General features: G+C 34.3%; 15 protein-coding genes and 1 pseudogene. 9 read left to right on the forward strand and 7 right to left on the reverse strand.

Annotated features, from left to right (window positions below):
• Positions 1–89 precede the first annotated feature (89 nt).
• The 9 genes from CLV00_RS10805 (at position 90) to CLV00_RS10845 (ending at position 10,256) form a co-directional block, all read left to right on the forward strand.
• Positions 90–869 carry a carbonic anhydrase gene (locus tag CLV00_RS10805; protein WP_199074795.1) on the forward strand — a complete coding sequence of 260 codons (780 nt, stop codon included), beginning with the start codon at positions 90–92 and terminating at the stop codon, positions 867–869.
• 116 nt (positions 870–985) lie between these two features.
• Positions 986–1,675: a DUF2490 domain-containing protein gene (locus CLV00_RS10810; RefSeq protein ID WP_158234598.1), complete on the forward strand. Its 690-nt coding sequence runs from the start codon at positions 986–988 to the stop codon at positions 1,673–1,675.
• A gap of 98 nt (positions 1,676–1,773) precedes the next feature.
• On the forward strand, positions 1,774–3,120 hold the full coding sequence (locus tag CLV00_RS10815; protein ID WP_099715212.1) for a dihydroorotase: 1,347 nt from the start codon (positions 1,774–1,776) through the stop codon (positions 3,118–3,120).
• A gap of 224 nt (positions 3,121–3,344) precedes the next feature.
• Positions 3,345–3,968, forward strand: coding sequence for a dethiobiotin synthase (bioD, locus tag CLV00_RS10820; protein ID WP_199074831.1), 624 nt, complete (start codon positions 3,345–3,347; stop codon positions 3,966–3,968).
• A gap of 575 nt (positions 3,969–4,543) precedes the next feature.
• On the forward strand, positions 4,544–4,978 hold the full coding sequence (locus tag CLV00_RS10825; protein ID WP_099715214.1) for a phosphate-starvation-inducible PsiE family protein: 435 nt from the start codon (positions 4,544–4,546) through the stop codon (positions 4,976–4,978).
• A gap of 77 nt (positions 4,979–5,055) precedes the next feature.
• Complete coding sequence (locus CLV00_RS10830; RefSeq protein ID WP_099715215.1) at positions 5,056–7,788, forward strand: HAD-IC family P-type ATPase; 2,733 nt, start codon at positions 5,056–5,058, stop codon at positions 7,786–7,788.
• On the forward strand, positions 7,775–7,969 hold the full coding sequence (locus CLV00_RS10835) for a hypothetical protein (protein WP_131909009.1): 195 nt from the start codon (positions 7,775–7,777) through the stop codon (positions 7,967–7,969). Before CLV00_RS10830 ends, CLV00_RS10835 begins: the two co-directional genes overlap by 14 nt.
• A gap of 479 nt (positions 7,970–8,448) precedes the next feature.
• Positions 8,449–9,360: a TerC family protein gene (locus tag CLV00_RS10840; RefSeq protein ID WP_099715217.1), complete on the forward strand. Its 912-nt coding sequence runs from the start codon at positions 8,449–8,451 to the stop codon at positions 9,358–9,360.
• A gap of 62 nt (positions 9,361–9,422) precedes the next feature.
• Positions 9,423–10,256 (forward strand): universal stress protein, encoded by an 834-nt coding sequence (locus CLV00_RS10845; RefSeq protein WP_099715218.1) that lies wholly within the window; start codon positions 9,423–9,425, stop codon positions 10,254–10,256.
• Between the two features lie 119 nt (positions 10,257–10,375).
• Here the strand turns inward: CLV00_RS10845 and CLV00_RS10850 are convergent, their stop codons facing one another.
• From CLV00_RS10850 to CLV00_RS10880, 7 genes and pseudogenes are all read right to left on the reverse strand, one after another.
• A complete protein-coding gene (locus tag CLV00_RS10850; RefSeq protein ID WP_233206931.1) occupies positions 10,376–12,736 on the reverse strand; it encodes a TonB-dependent receptor in 2,361 nt (786 codons plus the stop codon).
• Between the two features lie 49 nt (positions 12,737–12,785).
• Positions 12,786–14,072 (reverse strand): annotated as a pseudogene (locus CLV00_RS10855) (HTTM domain-containing protein).
• A gap of 178 nt (positions 14,073–14,250) precedes the next feature.
• Positions 14,251–14,988 carry a DUF2490 domain-containing protein gene (locus CLV00_RS10860; RefSeq protein ID WP_099715219.1) on the reverse strand — a complete coding sequence of 246 codons (738 nt, stop codon included), beginning with the start codon at positions 14,986–14,988 and terminating at the stop codon, positions 14,251–14,253.
• Entirely contained in the window at positions 14,972–15,490 is a 519-nt protein-coding gene (locus tag CLV00_RS10865) for a mechanosensitive ion channel domain-containing protein (protein ID WP_099715220.1), read from the reverse strand. The genes CLV00_RS10860 and CLV00_RS10865 overlap by 17 nt, the downstream gene beginning before the upstream one ends.
• A 2-nt stretch (positions 15,491–15,492) precedes the next feature.
• The gene (locus CLV00_RS10870) at positions 15,493–16,290 is read right to left on the reverse strand and encodes a Fic family protein (RefSeq protein WP_099715221.1); all 798 of its coding nucleotides are present in this window, start codon (positions 16,288–16,290) and stop codon (positions 15,493–15,495) included.
• Complete coding sequence (locus CLV00_RS10875) at positions 16,287–16,997, reverse strand: TerC family protein (RefSeq protein WP_099715222.1); 711 nt, start codon at positions 16,995–16,997, stop codon at positions 16,287–16,289. Before CLV00_RS10875 ends, CLV00_RS10870 begins: the two co-directional genes overlap by 4 nt.
• Positions 16,998–17,003: 6 nt before the next feature.
• Entirely contained in the window at positions 17,004–17,780 is a 777-nt protein-coding gene (locus CLV00_RS10880) for a DUF2490 domain-containing protein (protein ID WP_099715223.1), read from the reverse strand.

The raw sequence follows: 17,780 nt of genomic DNA on the forward strand, positions 1-17,780 counted from the left end.
AAATTCAAATCATAATTTTACTTTCATCATTAAATAGATTTAGAAGTTATTTTAAAAATTGATATAGTCTAAACATTAAATATATTATTATGAAAAAACACTTTTTGATCGCTATTGCATTGTTATTAATTCAAAATATCACACATGCACAAACAGAAAAAGCTAACAAAAAAAAGGCTAGAACTCTAATGGCAATTGATTCTGTTAAATGGAGGGTTGACCATTATATTGTAAATAGGGATTCTGCTTATGCAAATCCTCGTTACGCACTTAAAAAACTCCAAGGGGGTAACAGACGATTTATTGAGAGCAAAAGTATACGCCCAAGACAAGACATTAGCTTTATCAAAAAATTAGAAAAAGGACAAGAACCATTTGCTACAATTGTAGGATGTTCAGATTCACGTGTTCCAAATGAATTAATTTTTGACCAAGGTTTGGGAGATTTATTTATTATTCGTACAGCAGGTCAAGTTTCTGCGGCTGCTTCTTATGGTAGTATGGAGTTTGCTGTTTTAAAATTAAATACAAAATTAATAGTTGTACTTGGTCATACAGAATGTGGCGCGGTTGATGCAGCAGTTAAACGTCCTGAAAACGTACCTGGTCATATTGTTACGCTTATCAACGAAATAAAAGGAGCAGTTGCAAAATCCTCTCATATTGCTGGTAATGCTACTAATAATGCTGTGAGACAAAACGTAATTGACCAAGTAGCGGATCTGAGAGACTTGGACCCAATATTACACAAAAAATATATTGATGGCGAAATTTTAATAGTGGGTGCCGTATACGATATTCATACAGGGAAAGTAGAATTTCTGGAAGAAACTCTATTAAATCTGCCACAAAATAAGTCTAAACAATAATATTGAACTATATGATTGCCGCTTTAGAAACAACTTGGTATTAGTTACGGACAGTCATATTTATTTTTATTCTAACACTATTTCTACACAATTATACTTATTCGCAAGAACAGAGATTGTCTGACCATAATAGTATTGGCTGGCTTGCCTATACCGGCACCTTAAAAATACATCCAAAAATTGCTTTGCATACCGAATACCAATGGCGCAGAGTAGATGGGCTAAAAAATCCGCAACAAAGTTTGCTGCCAACAGGGGTGAATTATGCCCTGAGAAAGGATGTAAGTTTAAATGCAGGTTATGCTTTTGCCGAAACGGATCCTTATGGCGATTATCCAAATGCAAATGCTTTCTCTGAACATCGCATGTATGAGCAAATAGTTTTGAAAAATCCAATAGGAAAAGTGGAGGTGTCCCATCGGTTTACCTTGGAACAACGGTTTCTTGAAAAATTCATTACTCAAAATGGAGTAACTAACACAGACTGGGTTTTCCTGAACAGGATGCGATACAGGTTAAGAACGGAGATTTCTATATATAAAAATAGTACCGACAATAACAGCGTGAGCATTATTTTATTGGATGAGGTGTTTGTCGGTTTTGGTAAAAATGTCGGAGCGAATGTTTTTGATCAAAATAGATTGGCTGCTTTAGTCGGTTATAAAGTAAATAAAAATGTAAAAATTGAAGCAGGTTATTTGAGTCAGATTTTGCAACAAGGAAAAAGGGTAAATGACAAATCGGTATTTCAATATAACAATGGATTTATGCTTACCACGCATTTGTCTTTTGATGCCGTGAAATAGTCGTGTAGCTTATCTAAAATTAGAAACTTTCAGTAAAATCAAATGTCATTTCTTTGAATATTAGGGATGAATTCAAATAACAACCAAAAGTACCACCTATGCATCAATCTATAGTAATAAAAAATGTTAACATCGTCAACGAAGGTCAGATAAAAAGTACTGACGTTTTTATCCAAAACGGCTTTATCCAAAAAATCGGCAATCTGTCCGGAGAAATCACAAAGGATGCTAAAACCATTGATGGAACCGGCAAGTACCTGTTTCCGGGTATTATAGATGGGCAAGTGCATTTTAGGGAACCCGGACTAACCCATAAAGGAGATCTCTATACAGAAAGTAGAGCAGCTGTTGCGGGCGGCACAACTTCTTTTATCGATATGCCAAATACAGTTCCCAATGTATTGACCACTGAAATTCTAGATGAGAAATTTCGTATTGCCTCAAAAAAATCTTGGGCTAATTATTCTTTCTTTTTAGGGGTTAATAACGACAATTTAGACAGTGTACTTCAAATGGATACGTCTCAATTCATAGGGGTTTCTGATGATGGACTTTATTTTACCAAGAAGGGAAATTTGCTTGCCGATAGTCCAGACACTATGGAAAAACTTTTTTCGAATTGTAAATCCATTATTGCCATTCATTCAGAAATGGAAAAAATCATAGAAGAGAATGAGGAAATTTACAGAGCAGAATATGGTGAAGATGTGCCAATTGCATGTCATCCATTAATTCGCAGTGAAGAAGGATGTTATCAATCTACCAAAAGAGCTATTGCCATTGCCGAAAAACACAAGGCAAGGTTGCATATTCTGCATTTGACCACAGAGGCCGAAACCCATTTGTTCCGAAACGACATACCGCTAAGAGAAAAGAACATTACCACCGAAGTATCGGTTCAAAATCTTTGGTTTTCAGACAAAGACTATCAGCGATTGGGAACCTTGATAAAATGGAACCCTGCCATAAAGACGGAGCAAGACAGAGTAGGTCTTTTGAAGGCTTTGCTGGATGACCGAATTGATATTATCACTACGGACCATGCACCGCACAGCTTGGAAGAAAAGGAAAAGCCATACTTCCAATCCATGTCGGGTGCGCCAATGGTGCAGCATTCCCTGTATATTATGCTTGAATTATACAAGCAAGGGCTTATCTCTTTAGAGAAAATCGCCGAAAAAATGTGTCATAATGTAGCGATACTTTATGGTATCGAAAAAAGAGGCTTTATCCGTGAGGGTTATTTTGCCGATTTGACATTGGTTGACTTGAATTCACCTTGGACAGTTGGTAAAGAAAATATTTTGTACAAGTGCGGTTGGTCGCCATTAGAAGGCGAAACATTTCAGTCAAAAGTGACCCATACGTTTGTTAACGGAAATCTAGTCTATGAGAATGGTAATTTTTCCGAATTCATTCCGGGGCAAAGATTAGAATTCAAGTAACTATTCAGGTCTCAATTATAACTGCTAAGTCGAATAATAAAAAATTGCCGCAAAGACACAAAGGCTCAAAGGAAATAGTTGGAAAAGAATAAGAGATTAAGTTGATTACTTAAATTATCAAATTAAATGACTTGAAAACTTAGCGCCTTTGTGTCTTAGCGGCAAAAAAATGTCTATTATTTGTGGTTACTGAGTAGTCACGAATTCAATTAAAAAAACACAACATAATGAAAACATATTTTATAACAGGAATTGGTACGGATATAGGAAAAACAATCGTGTCAGCCATTCTCGTCGAAGCGCTAAAAGCCGATTATTGGAAGCCTATTCAATCCGGAGATCTGCACCAAACAGATACAATGAAAGTGCAGGGACTTATCAGTAATTCCACTTCTGATTTTTTCCCTGAAGCGTACCGCCTTACAGAACCAATGTCTCCACATGCCGCTGCCGCTATTGATGGCGTTACAATTAATTTAGATTCCATTAAAGTTCCACCAACCAACAATAATCTCATTATAGAAGGAGCAGGCGGTTTGATGGTTCCGCTCAATAATGATTCTTTGGTAATTGACCTTATAGAAAAATTAAAAGTGGAAGTTATTCTGGTCTCCAGAAATTATCTCGGAAGCATAAACCATACACTGCTTTCCGTCGAAGCTCTTCAACGCAGAAACATTCCCATTAAAGGAATAATATTTAACGGGAATCCTGTAAATACCAGTGAGAAATTCATTTGTGAATACACGGGGCTGAAATCTTTATTTCGCATTGATAATGAAGAAACAATTGACAAGCAAACCATTTTAAAATACGCCTCTGAACCAAATATAAAATCACTACTTTAAAATTTAAGTGGGTTTTTATTTCAAACCTTAGTCTAGAGTAAGTTAACCCGTTTGAACGATGGTTGGGTATTTTACCTTTTGGTAAATCAGGTTCGTCAGCAAGCAATGGCGCAAAAAAACGAAATTTGGAAAGTGGGAAATAGAAGCATGAAAAAACTAAATCGCCGAACTTAAGCTGACAATTAAAATGTGGAAAGTGGAAAAATAAAACTTACGCAAAAAAAACAAAGATCCTACAAAATTGTCATAGTTGTTAAACATAAAACATCGACAACATAGGATTAACGTTTTGCTAACCAACAAGCTAATGTTTCTGTATTTTGCTAACAACCAATTAAAAAAAAACAAAAAAACAATTATATTGCTAAAAGGACACATTTTTATAACTAAATTTACTTGTAATAGCAGGACTTTAATAGCGTAAAAGACAACCCTGATAAAATTGACACGGAGGACAAACATAAAATATCGAAAACTTAAGATCAATTTTCGGAGGGCTTTTTGCCGATTTGACAAGCCAACGCTTAAAAATTGAAATAATTAATCTCCAACTTTAATCTGTTAAAAAAAATACTATGAAGAGCGATGATAAATTTTTAAGAATAATTATAGCCATTAATAAAAATATAATTCGTGTTTTAATTGGAATTATGACTTTAATTTTAATATTGGGCACATTACATCTTTACTATTTAGAATTTAAAAAAATTACCGCTCCACCTTATTTATTGATTGATGTTTCCACTTTATTCGAAGTGTTTAATTTGATATTGATTATTGCGGTTGGATATGAGCTTATAAAAGCATTGCTATTAATTATTTCATCCGATACAATTCCTACTATTCCAATTATAGAAATCTCAATTATTGCTATTTCAACTAAAATAATCACACTAGATATACAGCAAACAAATAGTAATACTATTGTAAGTTTAGCTTTGTTAATTGCTGCGCTCGGTCTTGCTTATTTTTTGTTGAAATATTGTAAGACACCACAAAACAAACCCTGAACAAATTTAAGTAGCACCTATTTCTGAATGATTTTAATTGTTTTTTAGATAATTAAGTAACGATAAATGAAGATTTTATGAGTAGCATAGTCCAAAATAAAGAATGGCATTCAGTTTCATACAGTAATGTATTAGAGAGTCTCGATACTTCCTCTGAAGGTCTTAGTACAACAGAAGCTGGGAAGCGCTTGAAAAAGGAAGGACCTAATATCATTTACAGGCAAAGTAGAGAAAGTGCCTTTAAAATTTTGCTGAGGCAATTTCTTAACCCGCTTATATATGTTCTACTTACTGCTACCATCCTTGCTATAACTATGGGCAAAATCACAGATGGTATAGTGGTGTTTTGTGTAATAATTATTAATGCCATTATCGGGTTTGTTCAGGAGTACCAGGCTGGAAAAACCATTCAGGGGCTTCTCCAATTAATTCCGGAAAATGCTACAGTGATTAGAGATGGAAAGCAAAAGAATATTCAGGCTGCTGAACTAGTTCCCGGTGATTATGTATTGCTTCAGGCTGGCGATAAGGTATCGGCAGATATGCGGCTCACATTCGTAAAAAATATGCAGTGTAATGAATCTATCCTTACAGGAGAATCCTTGCCGGTGGAAAAAAACACGGATATTATTGACGCAGATGCAGGAGTTGCTGATCGTAAAAATATGGTTTTTAGCGGCACATTGATTACTTCCGGCACAGCAGAAGGCGTAGTTGTTTTGACAGGCATTAAAACCGAGATTGGTAAAATTTCCGCACTTCTTCAAATTACCACATCAGTCAAATCTCCACTGACAAAATCTCTTGAAAAAATTGCACGGGGAATTACCTATGCCATCATCCTTGTTGGTATTTTAGTTTTTCTAATAGGAATATTTCGTAATTATACATTCATAGATGCAATATTTTTTGCCATTACTCTTGCGGTAGCAGCTATCCCAGAAGGACTGCCTGCCGTAATTACTATTGCATCAGCTATCGGTATTATGCGAATGGCAAAGAGACAAGCTATTATCAAGCATTTATCTGCTGTAGAAACCTTGGGTAGCACCACTGTAATCTGCTCAGACAAAACGGGAACGCTTACCCTTAACGAAATGACCGTTCAGGTACTTTGGAATGGAAAGCAAAAATTCAATGTTACAGGAGTAGGCATTAATACTGATGGTAAAATTTTAAAAAATGATTCCGATGAAGAAGGAACAGATGATGAAATTGGTGAACTTATTAAGGCTGCAGCACTGTGCAATGACGCAACACTTCATAAAAAAGAGGGTCATTGGAAATCAGTAGGAGACCCTACAGAGGTTGCCCTGATAGCAGTAGCTGGAAAGTTTGGAATAAACGAGGACGAACTAAGAAGCAAATGGCGGAGGTTGGATGAATTACCCTTTGATTCCGAAAAAAAAATAATGGCTACGCTCCATCTATCCCCTTCCGGAGAAAAAATGATTTACCTTAAAGGCGCACCTGAATCAGTTATTCCACTTTTATTAAATAGTGAAAATTCATCCATTGTCTTTGACACAGAACAGGTACGAACGGAGGCTTTACAATTAGCAGGAACAGGAATGAGAGTATTGGCTTTCGCTTCCAGAAAGTTGGATAGCGAACATTCATCACTCATTACGGAAGAGGATCTTTGCGATTTTACTTTTTTAGGGATACAGGCCATAAGTGACCCTCCAAGGATGGAAGTAAAAGAAGCGATCGATTCGTGTCATAATGCAGGTATTACGGTGAAAATGATTACCGGAGACCATCCTGCAACAGCCGCAGCAATAGGCAGGGAACTTGGATTTATAAATGCAGACAGGGTTATCACCGGAAAGGAACTTCAGAATTTGAATGCCCAGGAGATTCAAGAGGTAGTAAAAAACACCAATATTTTCGCACGGGTATCCCCCGAAGATAAATTAAATCTAGTAAAAGCCCTTCAGGCCAACGGGGAAGTGGTAGCCATGACAGGAGATGGTGTAAATGACGCCCCAGCACTTAAACGTGCAGATATTGGCGTAGCTATGGGTATCAGTGGTACGGCTGTTGCCAAAGAGGCGGCAGACATTATCCTGGCCGATGATAATTTTGAAAGTATAAAGGCTGCTGTTGAAGAAGGACGCAGAGTATTTGATAACCTTTTGAAATCGATTGTATTTCTTCTGCCTACAAGTATAGGATTGGGATTGGTTATTTTTATTGCCGTGTTATTTTTTCCCTCTGAAGGGGGAATTCTACTCATCCCAATACAGCCTGTTCAGGTATTATGGATCAATCTTATAACTGCCGTTGCCTTGTCATTGCCGCTTGCACTTGAAGCAATGGAACCCAATGTAATGAATCGTCCTCCACGTAAGCCCAATAAACCTTTATTAAGTTCTTTGATAATTTTCAGGATGACACTGGTTTCTCTGGTAATGGCAGGTGGAACAATTGGATTATTTCTTTGGGAATATAATATTGAACTGTCCAGAGGCATGGAACACTCACTGGCCATTTCGGAAGCTCAAACAATGGCTGTAACAGCAATGGTTTTATTTCAGGTGTTTTACCTTATTGATTGCCGATCTCTTAATTTTTCAGTCAATCAAATCGGGCTTTTCTCCAATCCATTTATTTATATCGGAATTGCAACAGTACTGTTTGTTCAAGCCGCTTTTGTTTATTTTCCATTTATGAATCGTTGGTTTCATTCATCTCCATTAAAAGCTGAGGCATGGGGGATGTCAGCCATGGTAGCTTTTTCAATTCTAATAATTATCAGTGTTGAAAAATGGATTCAAAGAAAATATTTTAAAAATGTTAAGATGTAATACTTGTTGTGAAGTACATGTTTTATATGCGAGGAAAAACTTGTTGTCAAGAAGTGTTTTACAAGGAGGAAGAATGGATTGTAGCATAGTAAATGAAATGTTTTGTGAACCAATCAACAAAAACCTAAAACAAGATGGATATGATCCTTATGCCGATGAAATAAAAAAACATAAACACTGAACTCATGAAACTACTTTGGCAATTACTGTGAAACAACACAGCAACAATTTGAACAATTTAGAGGTCATACAGTTTGGAGTATTGAACAAGGTTTTTATGCCGCAACATTTGTGTCAAACTTACAGAGTATTATAGAAAAAAAAATCGAACCGAATATAAACAATAGAATATGAAATATGACTATAATCAATAGTATAGGTATTACAAACTATAAAGGATTCATACAAGCATCAAGTTTTTTCATGCTATAAAATTTTGTTAGGCATTTGCCAAAAAGTTCATTACCTTTAAGAAGCGTTTTCGTTCAATACAGTTTGTACAAGTAAATCCCGAACAGCTTGTAGACGCAGACTGTCAGACCATCGTTATAGAAAAGTATTTTAGTAAGATTCAATAGACAAACATTTTGGTAAACCGTAAAAATCGACCAAATGAATTTGGTAAAACAAGAGGAGTCGAAAAATTAAACAAGTACAAGTATGCAAACGGATTTGAGTTTTTGGATTGGTTTTAACGTATTTGTACTGCTGATGCTGGCATTGGATTTAGGGGTGTTTAACCGCAAAGCGCATGAAGTAAGCATTAAAGAAGCCATGATTTGGACGGGGGTTTGGATAACACTTGCCATGTGTTTCAATGGGCTTATTTATTACTGGCAAGGCGAGGTAAAAGCATTGGAGTTTTTTACGGGTTATGTGATTGAAAAAGCATTGAGCGTAGATAATATTTTTGTATTCGTTTTAATTTTTTCTTATTTCAAAATTCCGGCTATCCATCAGCATAGAATTTTGTTTTGGGGAATTATCGGAGCTTTAATAATGCGGGCTGCATTTATTTTTGCGGGAGTCGCGTTACTCGAAAAATTCCATTGGACGATTTATGTTTTCGGGGCGATACTGATTTATACGGGATATAAGATGCTTAAGCAAAAGGAGATAATAATTGAGCCAGAAAAAAATCCCCTTATAAAATTATTCAGAAGAGTAATGCCTGTTACTAATGAACTGCATGGTGGTAAATTTTTTGTAAAACAAGATGGGAAACGGTTTGCAACGCCTTTATTTTTAGTATTGGTGTTGATTGAAACCACCGATTTGATTTTTGCGGCGGATAGCATTCCTGCAATACTGGCAATCACACAAGACCATTTTATTGTTTATACTTCAAATGTGTTTGCAATACTTGGCTTGCGCTCTTTGTATTTTGCACTGGCGGGAATGATGGATAAATTTCGGTATTTGTCGAAGGGACTTGCTTTGATATTAATATTTGTTGGACTGAAGATGTTGCTGGCTGATTTCTACAAATTGCCAATACAAATTGCTTTGTTGGTAATTCTCGTTATTTTAATCTTGAGCATTGCAGCATCATTGATGTCTCGCAAGAGATGATAATAGATTTAATCGGTCAATTGAATAGTGTTTTGCCATAATAACAATTAACATAAAAGATAATGGATAAAATTCTTGTTACCACCGATTTTTCTTCAAATTCAAAAGCAGGTTTGCGTTTTGCCATTCAATTGGCATCCCAACATAAATTTGAGTTGACTTTTTTTCATTCCTACTACATGGCAAATCTCACGTCGTTAAGCAATCTTGCCTTTGCTGATTATGAAAGGAAAGAAGCGGATAAAATTCAAAAAAAACTAAACCAATTTGTAGCATCGGTTTATAGGGACATGGATGTTGTTTCTATAAATAAGAAGTGTATAATAAATAGTGCTGTTCTTGCGGACAGCAATATCCGGGAATATGCCCAGGAAAATAAATTCAGTTTTATCTGCATCAGCACCAGAGGCTCAGGAAAACTGAAAAAAATATTCGGCACAAACACTTCCAGTCTAATCTCCCATTCAACAGTTCCTGTTATAGCCGTACCCCAGAATTATCGTCGAAGTGAGATAAAGAGCGTTATTTACGCCTCCGATCTTGTAAATCTTGAAAATGAACTGAAAAAAGTAATTGAATTCACGAAGCCATTAAAGGCAAAAGTTGAAATACTCCATTTCAATTTCCCCGCCGAAATAACAACCAACAAAAACACCATAGATGAATTGGTAAAAAAAAATTCAAAGCATAATATTAAACTGCATATCGAAAATATCAATCTGGCCAAGAGTTTAATTTCAAACATAGAGGCGGTAATTAAGCAGTCAAAACCTTCCATGATGATTATGTTCACGCAACAAAACAGAAGTTTTTTCGACAAAATATTTTTCTCCAGTAACTCAGCCAATTATTCCTTTAAAGCCAAAGTACCGTTACTCGTTTTTAATAAAATATAAGTCCAAGAAATGGAGAGATGAAAAGAACGGTAAAATACTCATAGGCAACTTCCCGTAATTTACTGATTTTAATACTTACCAACAACTTTAGGAGAAGATCAGGGTAAGCTTTTATTACTCTAAAACACAAATTCTAAAGTTGTGTAAAAAGTTCTAGTATCAGAAGGTATTATTCCTGGTCCTGGGTAGCCAGTTGCTCTTCTTGTAAAATAACTATTGTTTGTAAAGTTGGTGATTCCAGCTTCCAATTTACAGTTTTTCCATTTGTAGGAGGTGGAGAAATCAGCTACATAATAGGCTGGAATTTGACCAAAAATGCCATACGTATTGTCATTTACATCTGTTTTACTGTTATTAGCTTCCGTAAATTGAGAAGAAACATAGGTAAATTGTACACTCGAAATAAAGTTTTTATACCCAATTCCTGTCTTAATGTTATAAAGCGGAACAAACTCTACCTTATTTCCTTCAATATTTGGTGCGTCTGATTTTAAATATTCCGAATCGGTGATAGCGATATTGGAGAATACATTCCAAGAAAAGTTGTCGTTTTGTTTGAAAAATGTTTTATTTAAACTCCAATCGAACATCGTTTCAAAACCATACGTGACTGCTGTTCCAATATTATCTCGGAATCGTACTATTGCTGCTGAACCATTGGGATTTCTAGTTTCATATTCACCAATTTTATCATCATAATACAATCCGTAAACACTTGCGTCAAAAGTTACTTTGTCGCCTATTTGCCCGCGAATTCCAATATCCGAAGTATAGCCTTTTTCATCTGTAATATTTTCATCAATCACCTGACTTGGACTTACGGTTCGAATATCATTAAAAGTTACAGAGCGATAGTTCTGTGAAACATTTCCATAAAATTCAATTCTGTTTCGTGGTTTATAACTTAATCCAACTCCTACTAAAACAAAGTTTCGGTCTTTTATATTATTCTCAAACTTAGTTTCGTCTAAAATCACATTTCCTGCTAAATCCAGATTTATTTTCCGATAAGAACCTTCTGCTTGTGTTTTTATTTTTTCAAATCTAAAACCTGGAGTAATAGAGAACTTAGGTGTTATTTTAAAGATATTCTCCCCAAAAACAGATACATTCAAGTTCGGATATGTATAATTGGATTGATTTTGATAAAAAGGGAATTCTGCATCGGCAACATTAAAATTGGCATCACTACCGGAGCTTCCCGGACCTTGAATTCCGGAATTTTCAGATTGGTAATATTTGGCTCCAATTAAAAAAGCACTGGTGTTGTTTTTTATTCTGTACCGTTTTAAAAATCGTGCTTCAGCACCCCAATTGACAAATTCCCCTACTATTAAATCTCTTTCCGTTCCTAATACATCAGGATTAGATACTCTATTGGAACGATATCCAACAGCTTTGCGGCTAGCATCTAGCCCAAATAATTGCAGTGAAAAATCGGCATTAGCATTAAATTTATGTTTCAAGCGCAATGCAAATAAGTTCCAGTTTACTGCAAACCAATTCATGGTTCTGTTGCTTTGTGTAGGGTTATCGTTAAACATCACATCGGTCAATCCGCCGGCTTGTTGGGCTAGATAATTAAAATAAGTGTAGTCCAAATGCAAGGAAGTTTTATCGTTTAATTGATAATTTAAATTTCCAAAATAATTTTTACTCTCGAATTCAGAATTGGATCTAAAACCATTTCCTTGCTTGTAATTATAAAAGGTATAGTAACTGAATTTATCTTTTGTACCGCTTAATGAAGTGAAATTGGTAAACAAACCATAAGATCCAATGCTATTTCTTGTTGTAAATTCGAATGGTTTTTTGCTTGGCGTTTTTAATTTAAAATTGACTAATCCGCCAAATTGGGTTCCATATTGCAATGATGCTGCACCGCGAATTACTTGAATTTTTTCGAGAGCCTCGGTAGGTGTTGCATAATAACTTTCGGGATAACCCAAAACATCGGCACTGATATCATAACCGTTTTGTCGGGTATTAAAATTGGATGTTCGGTTTGGATCCAATCCACGTCCACCAATACTTAATTGTAAACCTCCATCTGAACTTTCGTTGATTGTTAATCCTACAACTTGAGCAAATATTTGACGTGCATTGTTGGTTGCCTTGTTTGCCGTAAGTTTGTTTAACGAGATTACTTCGGTTTTCTTTCCGGCATAAATGGCCGTTTCATCAATATCTTTTAATTTATTAAGTGCAAATATTTTTTCTTTTTGTTTATTGATAACTACTTCCGAAAGGTTGGTGATTTTATCTAAAATAATAACAATACTTTCTTCGGATGTTGAAACTGTTTTTTCTAAAAAGGCATAGTTTTCTTTGTAAAAAACGAGTTCATAATTGCCTGGTTTGTCAAACTCTATTGAAAACTCTCCTTTAGCGTTAGATAGGTATTTAGTCCCGGAAGATCTATTATATACTTCAACGGAAGCCAGTATTCTACCATCGTCAGCTGTAGTTATTCCTGAAATTTTATATTAGGAAAAACTATCTATTGTAAACAATAAAAACAGGATGTAACTAAAATCCTTTAATTTCATCGTTAAAAGGTAATATCCAAGTTTTGTGATGGAATGTTTCATTTTCGTTGGTTAAATTTATTGTTGGATTGATATATTTTTGACTTAATCTTCCATTGAGAGCGACGTAGCTTTCTACTCTAACTTCCGGGTTATAAATACCTTGTTTTTGGTAATAATCGTGTAAAAAATGTGCGTATTCCAAAATAAAATCCGGTTGAAAAGACATTTGTTTTTCCTGAAAAGTGGTTAAGAAATGACTGTTATCTACCATTATATTTTCTTTTGTTTTCGCATCGGTAACACTAAATTGTGTATAACCGGCTTTTTCCATAAGCATCACGCGCCACGAAAACCGAAATCCTTCCTCTGTCCAAAATAATTCGTCTGGATACAATACATATCGAAAAGGAAACAGTAGTTGGAAAGTTATAAAAGAGGTTAAAAAGGCGATTTTAATTTTATAAATCCCATTGAAATTCTGAATTTTTTCTTTTCCGTTCTCAAAGAAAGTTATACTGAAATTGAATAATTTTGAAACAGTTAGGAAACACTTTTTATGAAAATCCGCATCAAAAAAGAGCAATGAACTTACAATCATTATAAATGGAAAAACACCAATTGGGAAAAGAATTCTAGTCAAAATATGAAATACTACCACTAAAACAAAAGCGAATAATCGGGCTCTTTTATAAAGTAATAAAAAAGGAATACTTAAATCGTACATCATTCCTGTCCAACTGAAAGCATAATGCACCCAATTCTCGTTTAATAAAGAACCAATTATTGGTAAATTTGAATTATTTGGCAACCATATTTTGAGTGGCATGGCTTTAAAAAGCCAGTCGGAATTGAGTTTTGCTATACCTGCATAAAAATAGACAATTCCTAACAGCAATTTTAAAATATCAATAGTCCAACTCGGGATTTTCTAAAAGGCACTTTTTGGATTTCTATAGGCATCAACAGAAAAATAGGCGTTTGCCGGCAGAAAAATCATTATAAAACTCACAACCGTAATAAAATAATAATGGTTTAGGTAAGTGGTTTTATCCATAAATTCTATTTAGGTAAAGCTCAGGAAAAAGGTAATGATCGATAATTTATATTTGTATCCAATGGCGACAAATAAGGCAGCTAATCCTGAAATAAAAAACAATAAATAAGTATAAATTCCTAAAGGCTTTACCCACTCAAAACCATAATACGTAAAGTGAAATTGGGGTTGGATATAAAATTTATCAATCCAACCGTAACTCACAAATCGTATTAGACTTAAAACCATCATAACGCCAAACGCTAGCCTAAAAAAAGCTAGCGTTGATGCCTCTTGAAATTCTTCTTACACATTTATCGAAAAACCCATAAGGTATGGATGTAGAGTGGTTCCGTTCAACACAGCTTTCATTGTTCGTGCTACGCACGCAACGAAAGCTTAGCTGTTAGGTACTGGCGTTCTCATATTGTCAATTGTCTTTAAGCTCATTTTCTGTTTCTATTTTTGTTGCCAATTTTCGGAACAGTTCAAAATAAAAACCTACTACAAGAAAGTCCCGACCTGTTTCATCATTTATTTTATAGTCGAACTGATGTAAGTACCCCAATTGGATTGTTGAGCCTTTTGAAGGTTTATAGTTCAGTGTCATTTGTATTCTGTTCCGTTCAAAGTAAGGCTCGTTGTCGGTAAAAAACAATTCGTTACTAATGCTTGTCTGAAAAGGTTTGTACCCATTTCGTTCTTTCCCAAATGGATAAGATGCACCTAATCTATAACGAAAACGGTTACGGTAGCCATTGCTCGTCCATCGCAATTCTGCTCTGTATCGTTGTTCTATTTTAAATTTACCGACTGATTGAAAAAGTATTACCTGTGGCCAAAGTCTAAATTCGTCATTATTTTTTGGTAGAACAAAATTGCCTCCTTCTTTATATGTTTGGTAGCTACCTGCTCCTAATGTCAAATTTACATTTTTATGAACTTTGTAGTTTATACCGCCTTTATATTCGTAATAGTGAAAGTCGTTGTAAAATTTTAATGAACGCAATTGTGCTTCGCCAAATAAGCTTAGTTTGTCATTGTGATTGTATTTGATATTTAATATATTCCAAGAGCCTAAATCGAATTGCTGTGCATAAGTTATCGTAGGATAAATCATAAAACTCAATAGAAATAGTATCGTTCGTTTGTTATTTATTAACTTCATTTTTGATAGATTTTTCTACTACCAAAAATGAACTTTTTAATAGTAAGGCATTTGGGATTGTTAATACTCCTCTGTTTGGCGTTTTTATGAAGATAAAAAAGTAAGTAATATCTATTAGCTCACCTTCAGTTTCTTTCCCTTCAAAAGTTATTGCTATGGTATCACCAACTTTTATTGGGTGTTGGAAAAAAAGAATTAGGCAAGCTGTAATATTCGTAAGAATGGACATTTCAGCAAAAAGTGCTACACCAAAAACAGTAAGTAACGAACTTGCAAATATTAAAATGTTTTCTTGCTTAACACTCCATATAGCCACTATGATAATACAAAGTACGACCATTAATATTAGTCTGATTACTTTTAAAACATCATTTTGTTCAGCATTTTTGAAGTATGAGTTTTTAATTGTTAGTTTAACGAAATACATTAAAATTATTTTTACAGCAAAAAAGCTAATTACAGCTATGATTGTTTCAATTATTTGAATTTTATACGTTTCCATTCTTATTGTTTTGTTATTTGTTTTTCTCTATTTTGCCCAGTTAGGTTAATGCTCTCATAAAGCATTTTGGCATTATATAATAAGCGGTCAAGTTCTTGTTCAAAAAACTGTGAAGTGTAGTTGTTCCATTTGTCGGGTTGTTTCATAAGTTCTTTGAAACTATTACTCAATGTGTTTATGTATTCCTTTTTTTGTGAAGCATCATTAATAAATATAGGAGGGTATAAGTCATACATCAACATCCAGTTTTTGGCAATTCTTGTTACACGTCCATTACCATCTACAAAAGGGTGTATTCTTATTAACTCGTGATGAAAGTAAATAGCCCTTATTATAGGGTTTTGAATTGATTGAATTTTATAAAATAGCTCGGAAACCAAATGAGCAACTATTGTTGGCTCGGGACAAATATGTCCGCCTACTTGAACAAGAGTTTGCCTGTATCGGTTGGGGTGAATGGCATTTGTTTCAGGGGAAACTAAACGCAACAGCTGAAATAACTGAACTTCCTTTTCAAAATTGTTTTGTAAAATTATTTCTTCAACAACAAAATCCAGCGATACTTTTAAATTTAATAAATACTCTTTGGCTTCTTCTTCGTTTTGAGCTTCCATTTGGGCATTTTTGATGCCAACGAGTTCTTTAAGATTATGATAGCCTGCTAAATAAATGTCTAAAAGGTCATCGTCAAGGTGGTGCCTACTATAAATAATAAGACGGTAAATTGACTTTATGATTTTGTCAATTTCATCTATTTTATTTTGATTTATTTGAATAATTTCTACTGGTAGTAATTTCATTTTGCAAGCTCGTTATTAGGCATTGTATGGGTTTTTACTTGTATAAAATTTACAATAAAGGAAAATGCCATTGAAAAATAGATATATCCTTTGGGAATTTCAAAATGCAATCCTTCGCCTAACAAAGCGATACCTATCATAATTAAAAAAGATAGTGCCAAAATCTTGAATGAAGGATGCTTTTGTATAAACTCACTTATTGGTTTTGATGCAATAAGCATTATAACGACACTAACAATAACTGCCACATACATTATCCAAAGTTCTTTTACCATACCTACTGCTGTAATAATACTATCAATAGAAAAAACTAAATCCAATATAATGATTTCTAAAAGTAGCTTTCTAAAATTACCGTTTAATGTTTTTGCCTTTTCAGGATTGTTAGCTAATTCTGTTTTGTGGTATATTTCTTTTGTGCTTTTCCATATTAAAAACAAACCTCCTAATATTAATATTATTCCTTTTCCAGAGATGTCTATATTAATTATCGTAAAAAGTGTTTGGTCTAACTTTAATATCCAAGCTATACCAGCTAATAATATAAGCCTAAAAACCACAGCCAAGCCAAGCCCCATATATCGAAGTTTGTTTCTTTGTTCGGGTGGTAGTTTGTCTGTAAGGATGGAGATGAAGATGATATTGTCAATCCCCAAAATTAATTCTAAAGATATAAGGGTAATAAGTGGTATTATGAATTCGCTCATTGGATATTATTGTTTTTTTGTTAAGTCAATATTGAAATTTGCATTTAGTATAAATCCATTGTTCTGCTGAAAAACATTTCTACCATTTACTTCACGCCCAAGTTGAAGGATTTGATTTAAATAACCTGCCTCTAATCGTATATTTTGATTTAATCGGTAACCCATTAAAACACCTAACCTGTTTTGGTCAAAAATATTTTCATTTACGTTTTCACCAAAACCAATAAACACTTCCTCATAAATGGCTAAGTATGGTGTTTTATCTTTTATTTCTTTTCCTTTTAAAGGGACTTGTAAACGAAACATATACCTAAACCTGTTAAGCAAAGGATATTCATCTTCTTTGTTCAAATTGGCATTGGAGTACCTACCAACCCAACGCTGTTCAAGCATAAAACGGTGCGATAAATCCACAATACCTGCTTTGTCAGTTATTGTTGCCATTTGAAATAAGCGATGTTCAGTAAAATCTTTTCCCATTCCATTTATTGGGATTTCACCATAGGGAAAAGTTTCTATCCAAGCATAACCAACTCGTAATTGAATTTTTGGATTGAGTTGATAATTCACCCCAACTCGTAGCAAGCTTTGTTGCCATTCTGTTATTACATCGTTTCTGCGAAATTGATATTCCGTATGCAGTCCAAATTTGTTGTTGAGTTTAAATGTGCCAAAATAATTATACCACCCAATGGAATTACGGTTTGTTATTCTTGTATTTTGGGAAAATGAAGTATTACTTAAGGAAAGAAAAATGATTATAATTATGTATCTTTTTAGCAT

Source organism: Flavobacterium sp. 11 (genome assembly GCF_002754315.1).
GTDB lineage: Bacteria > Bacteroidota > Bacteroidia > Flavobacteriales > Flavobacteriaceae > Flavobacterium > Flavobacterium algoritolerans.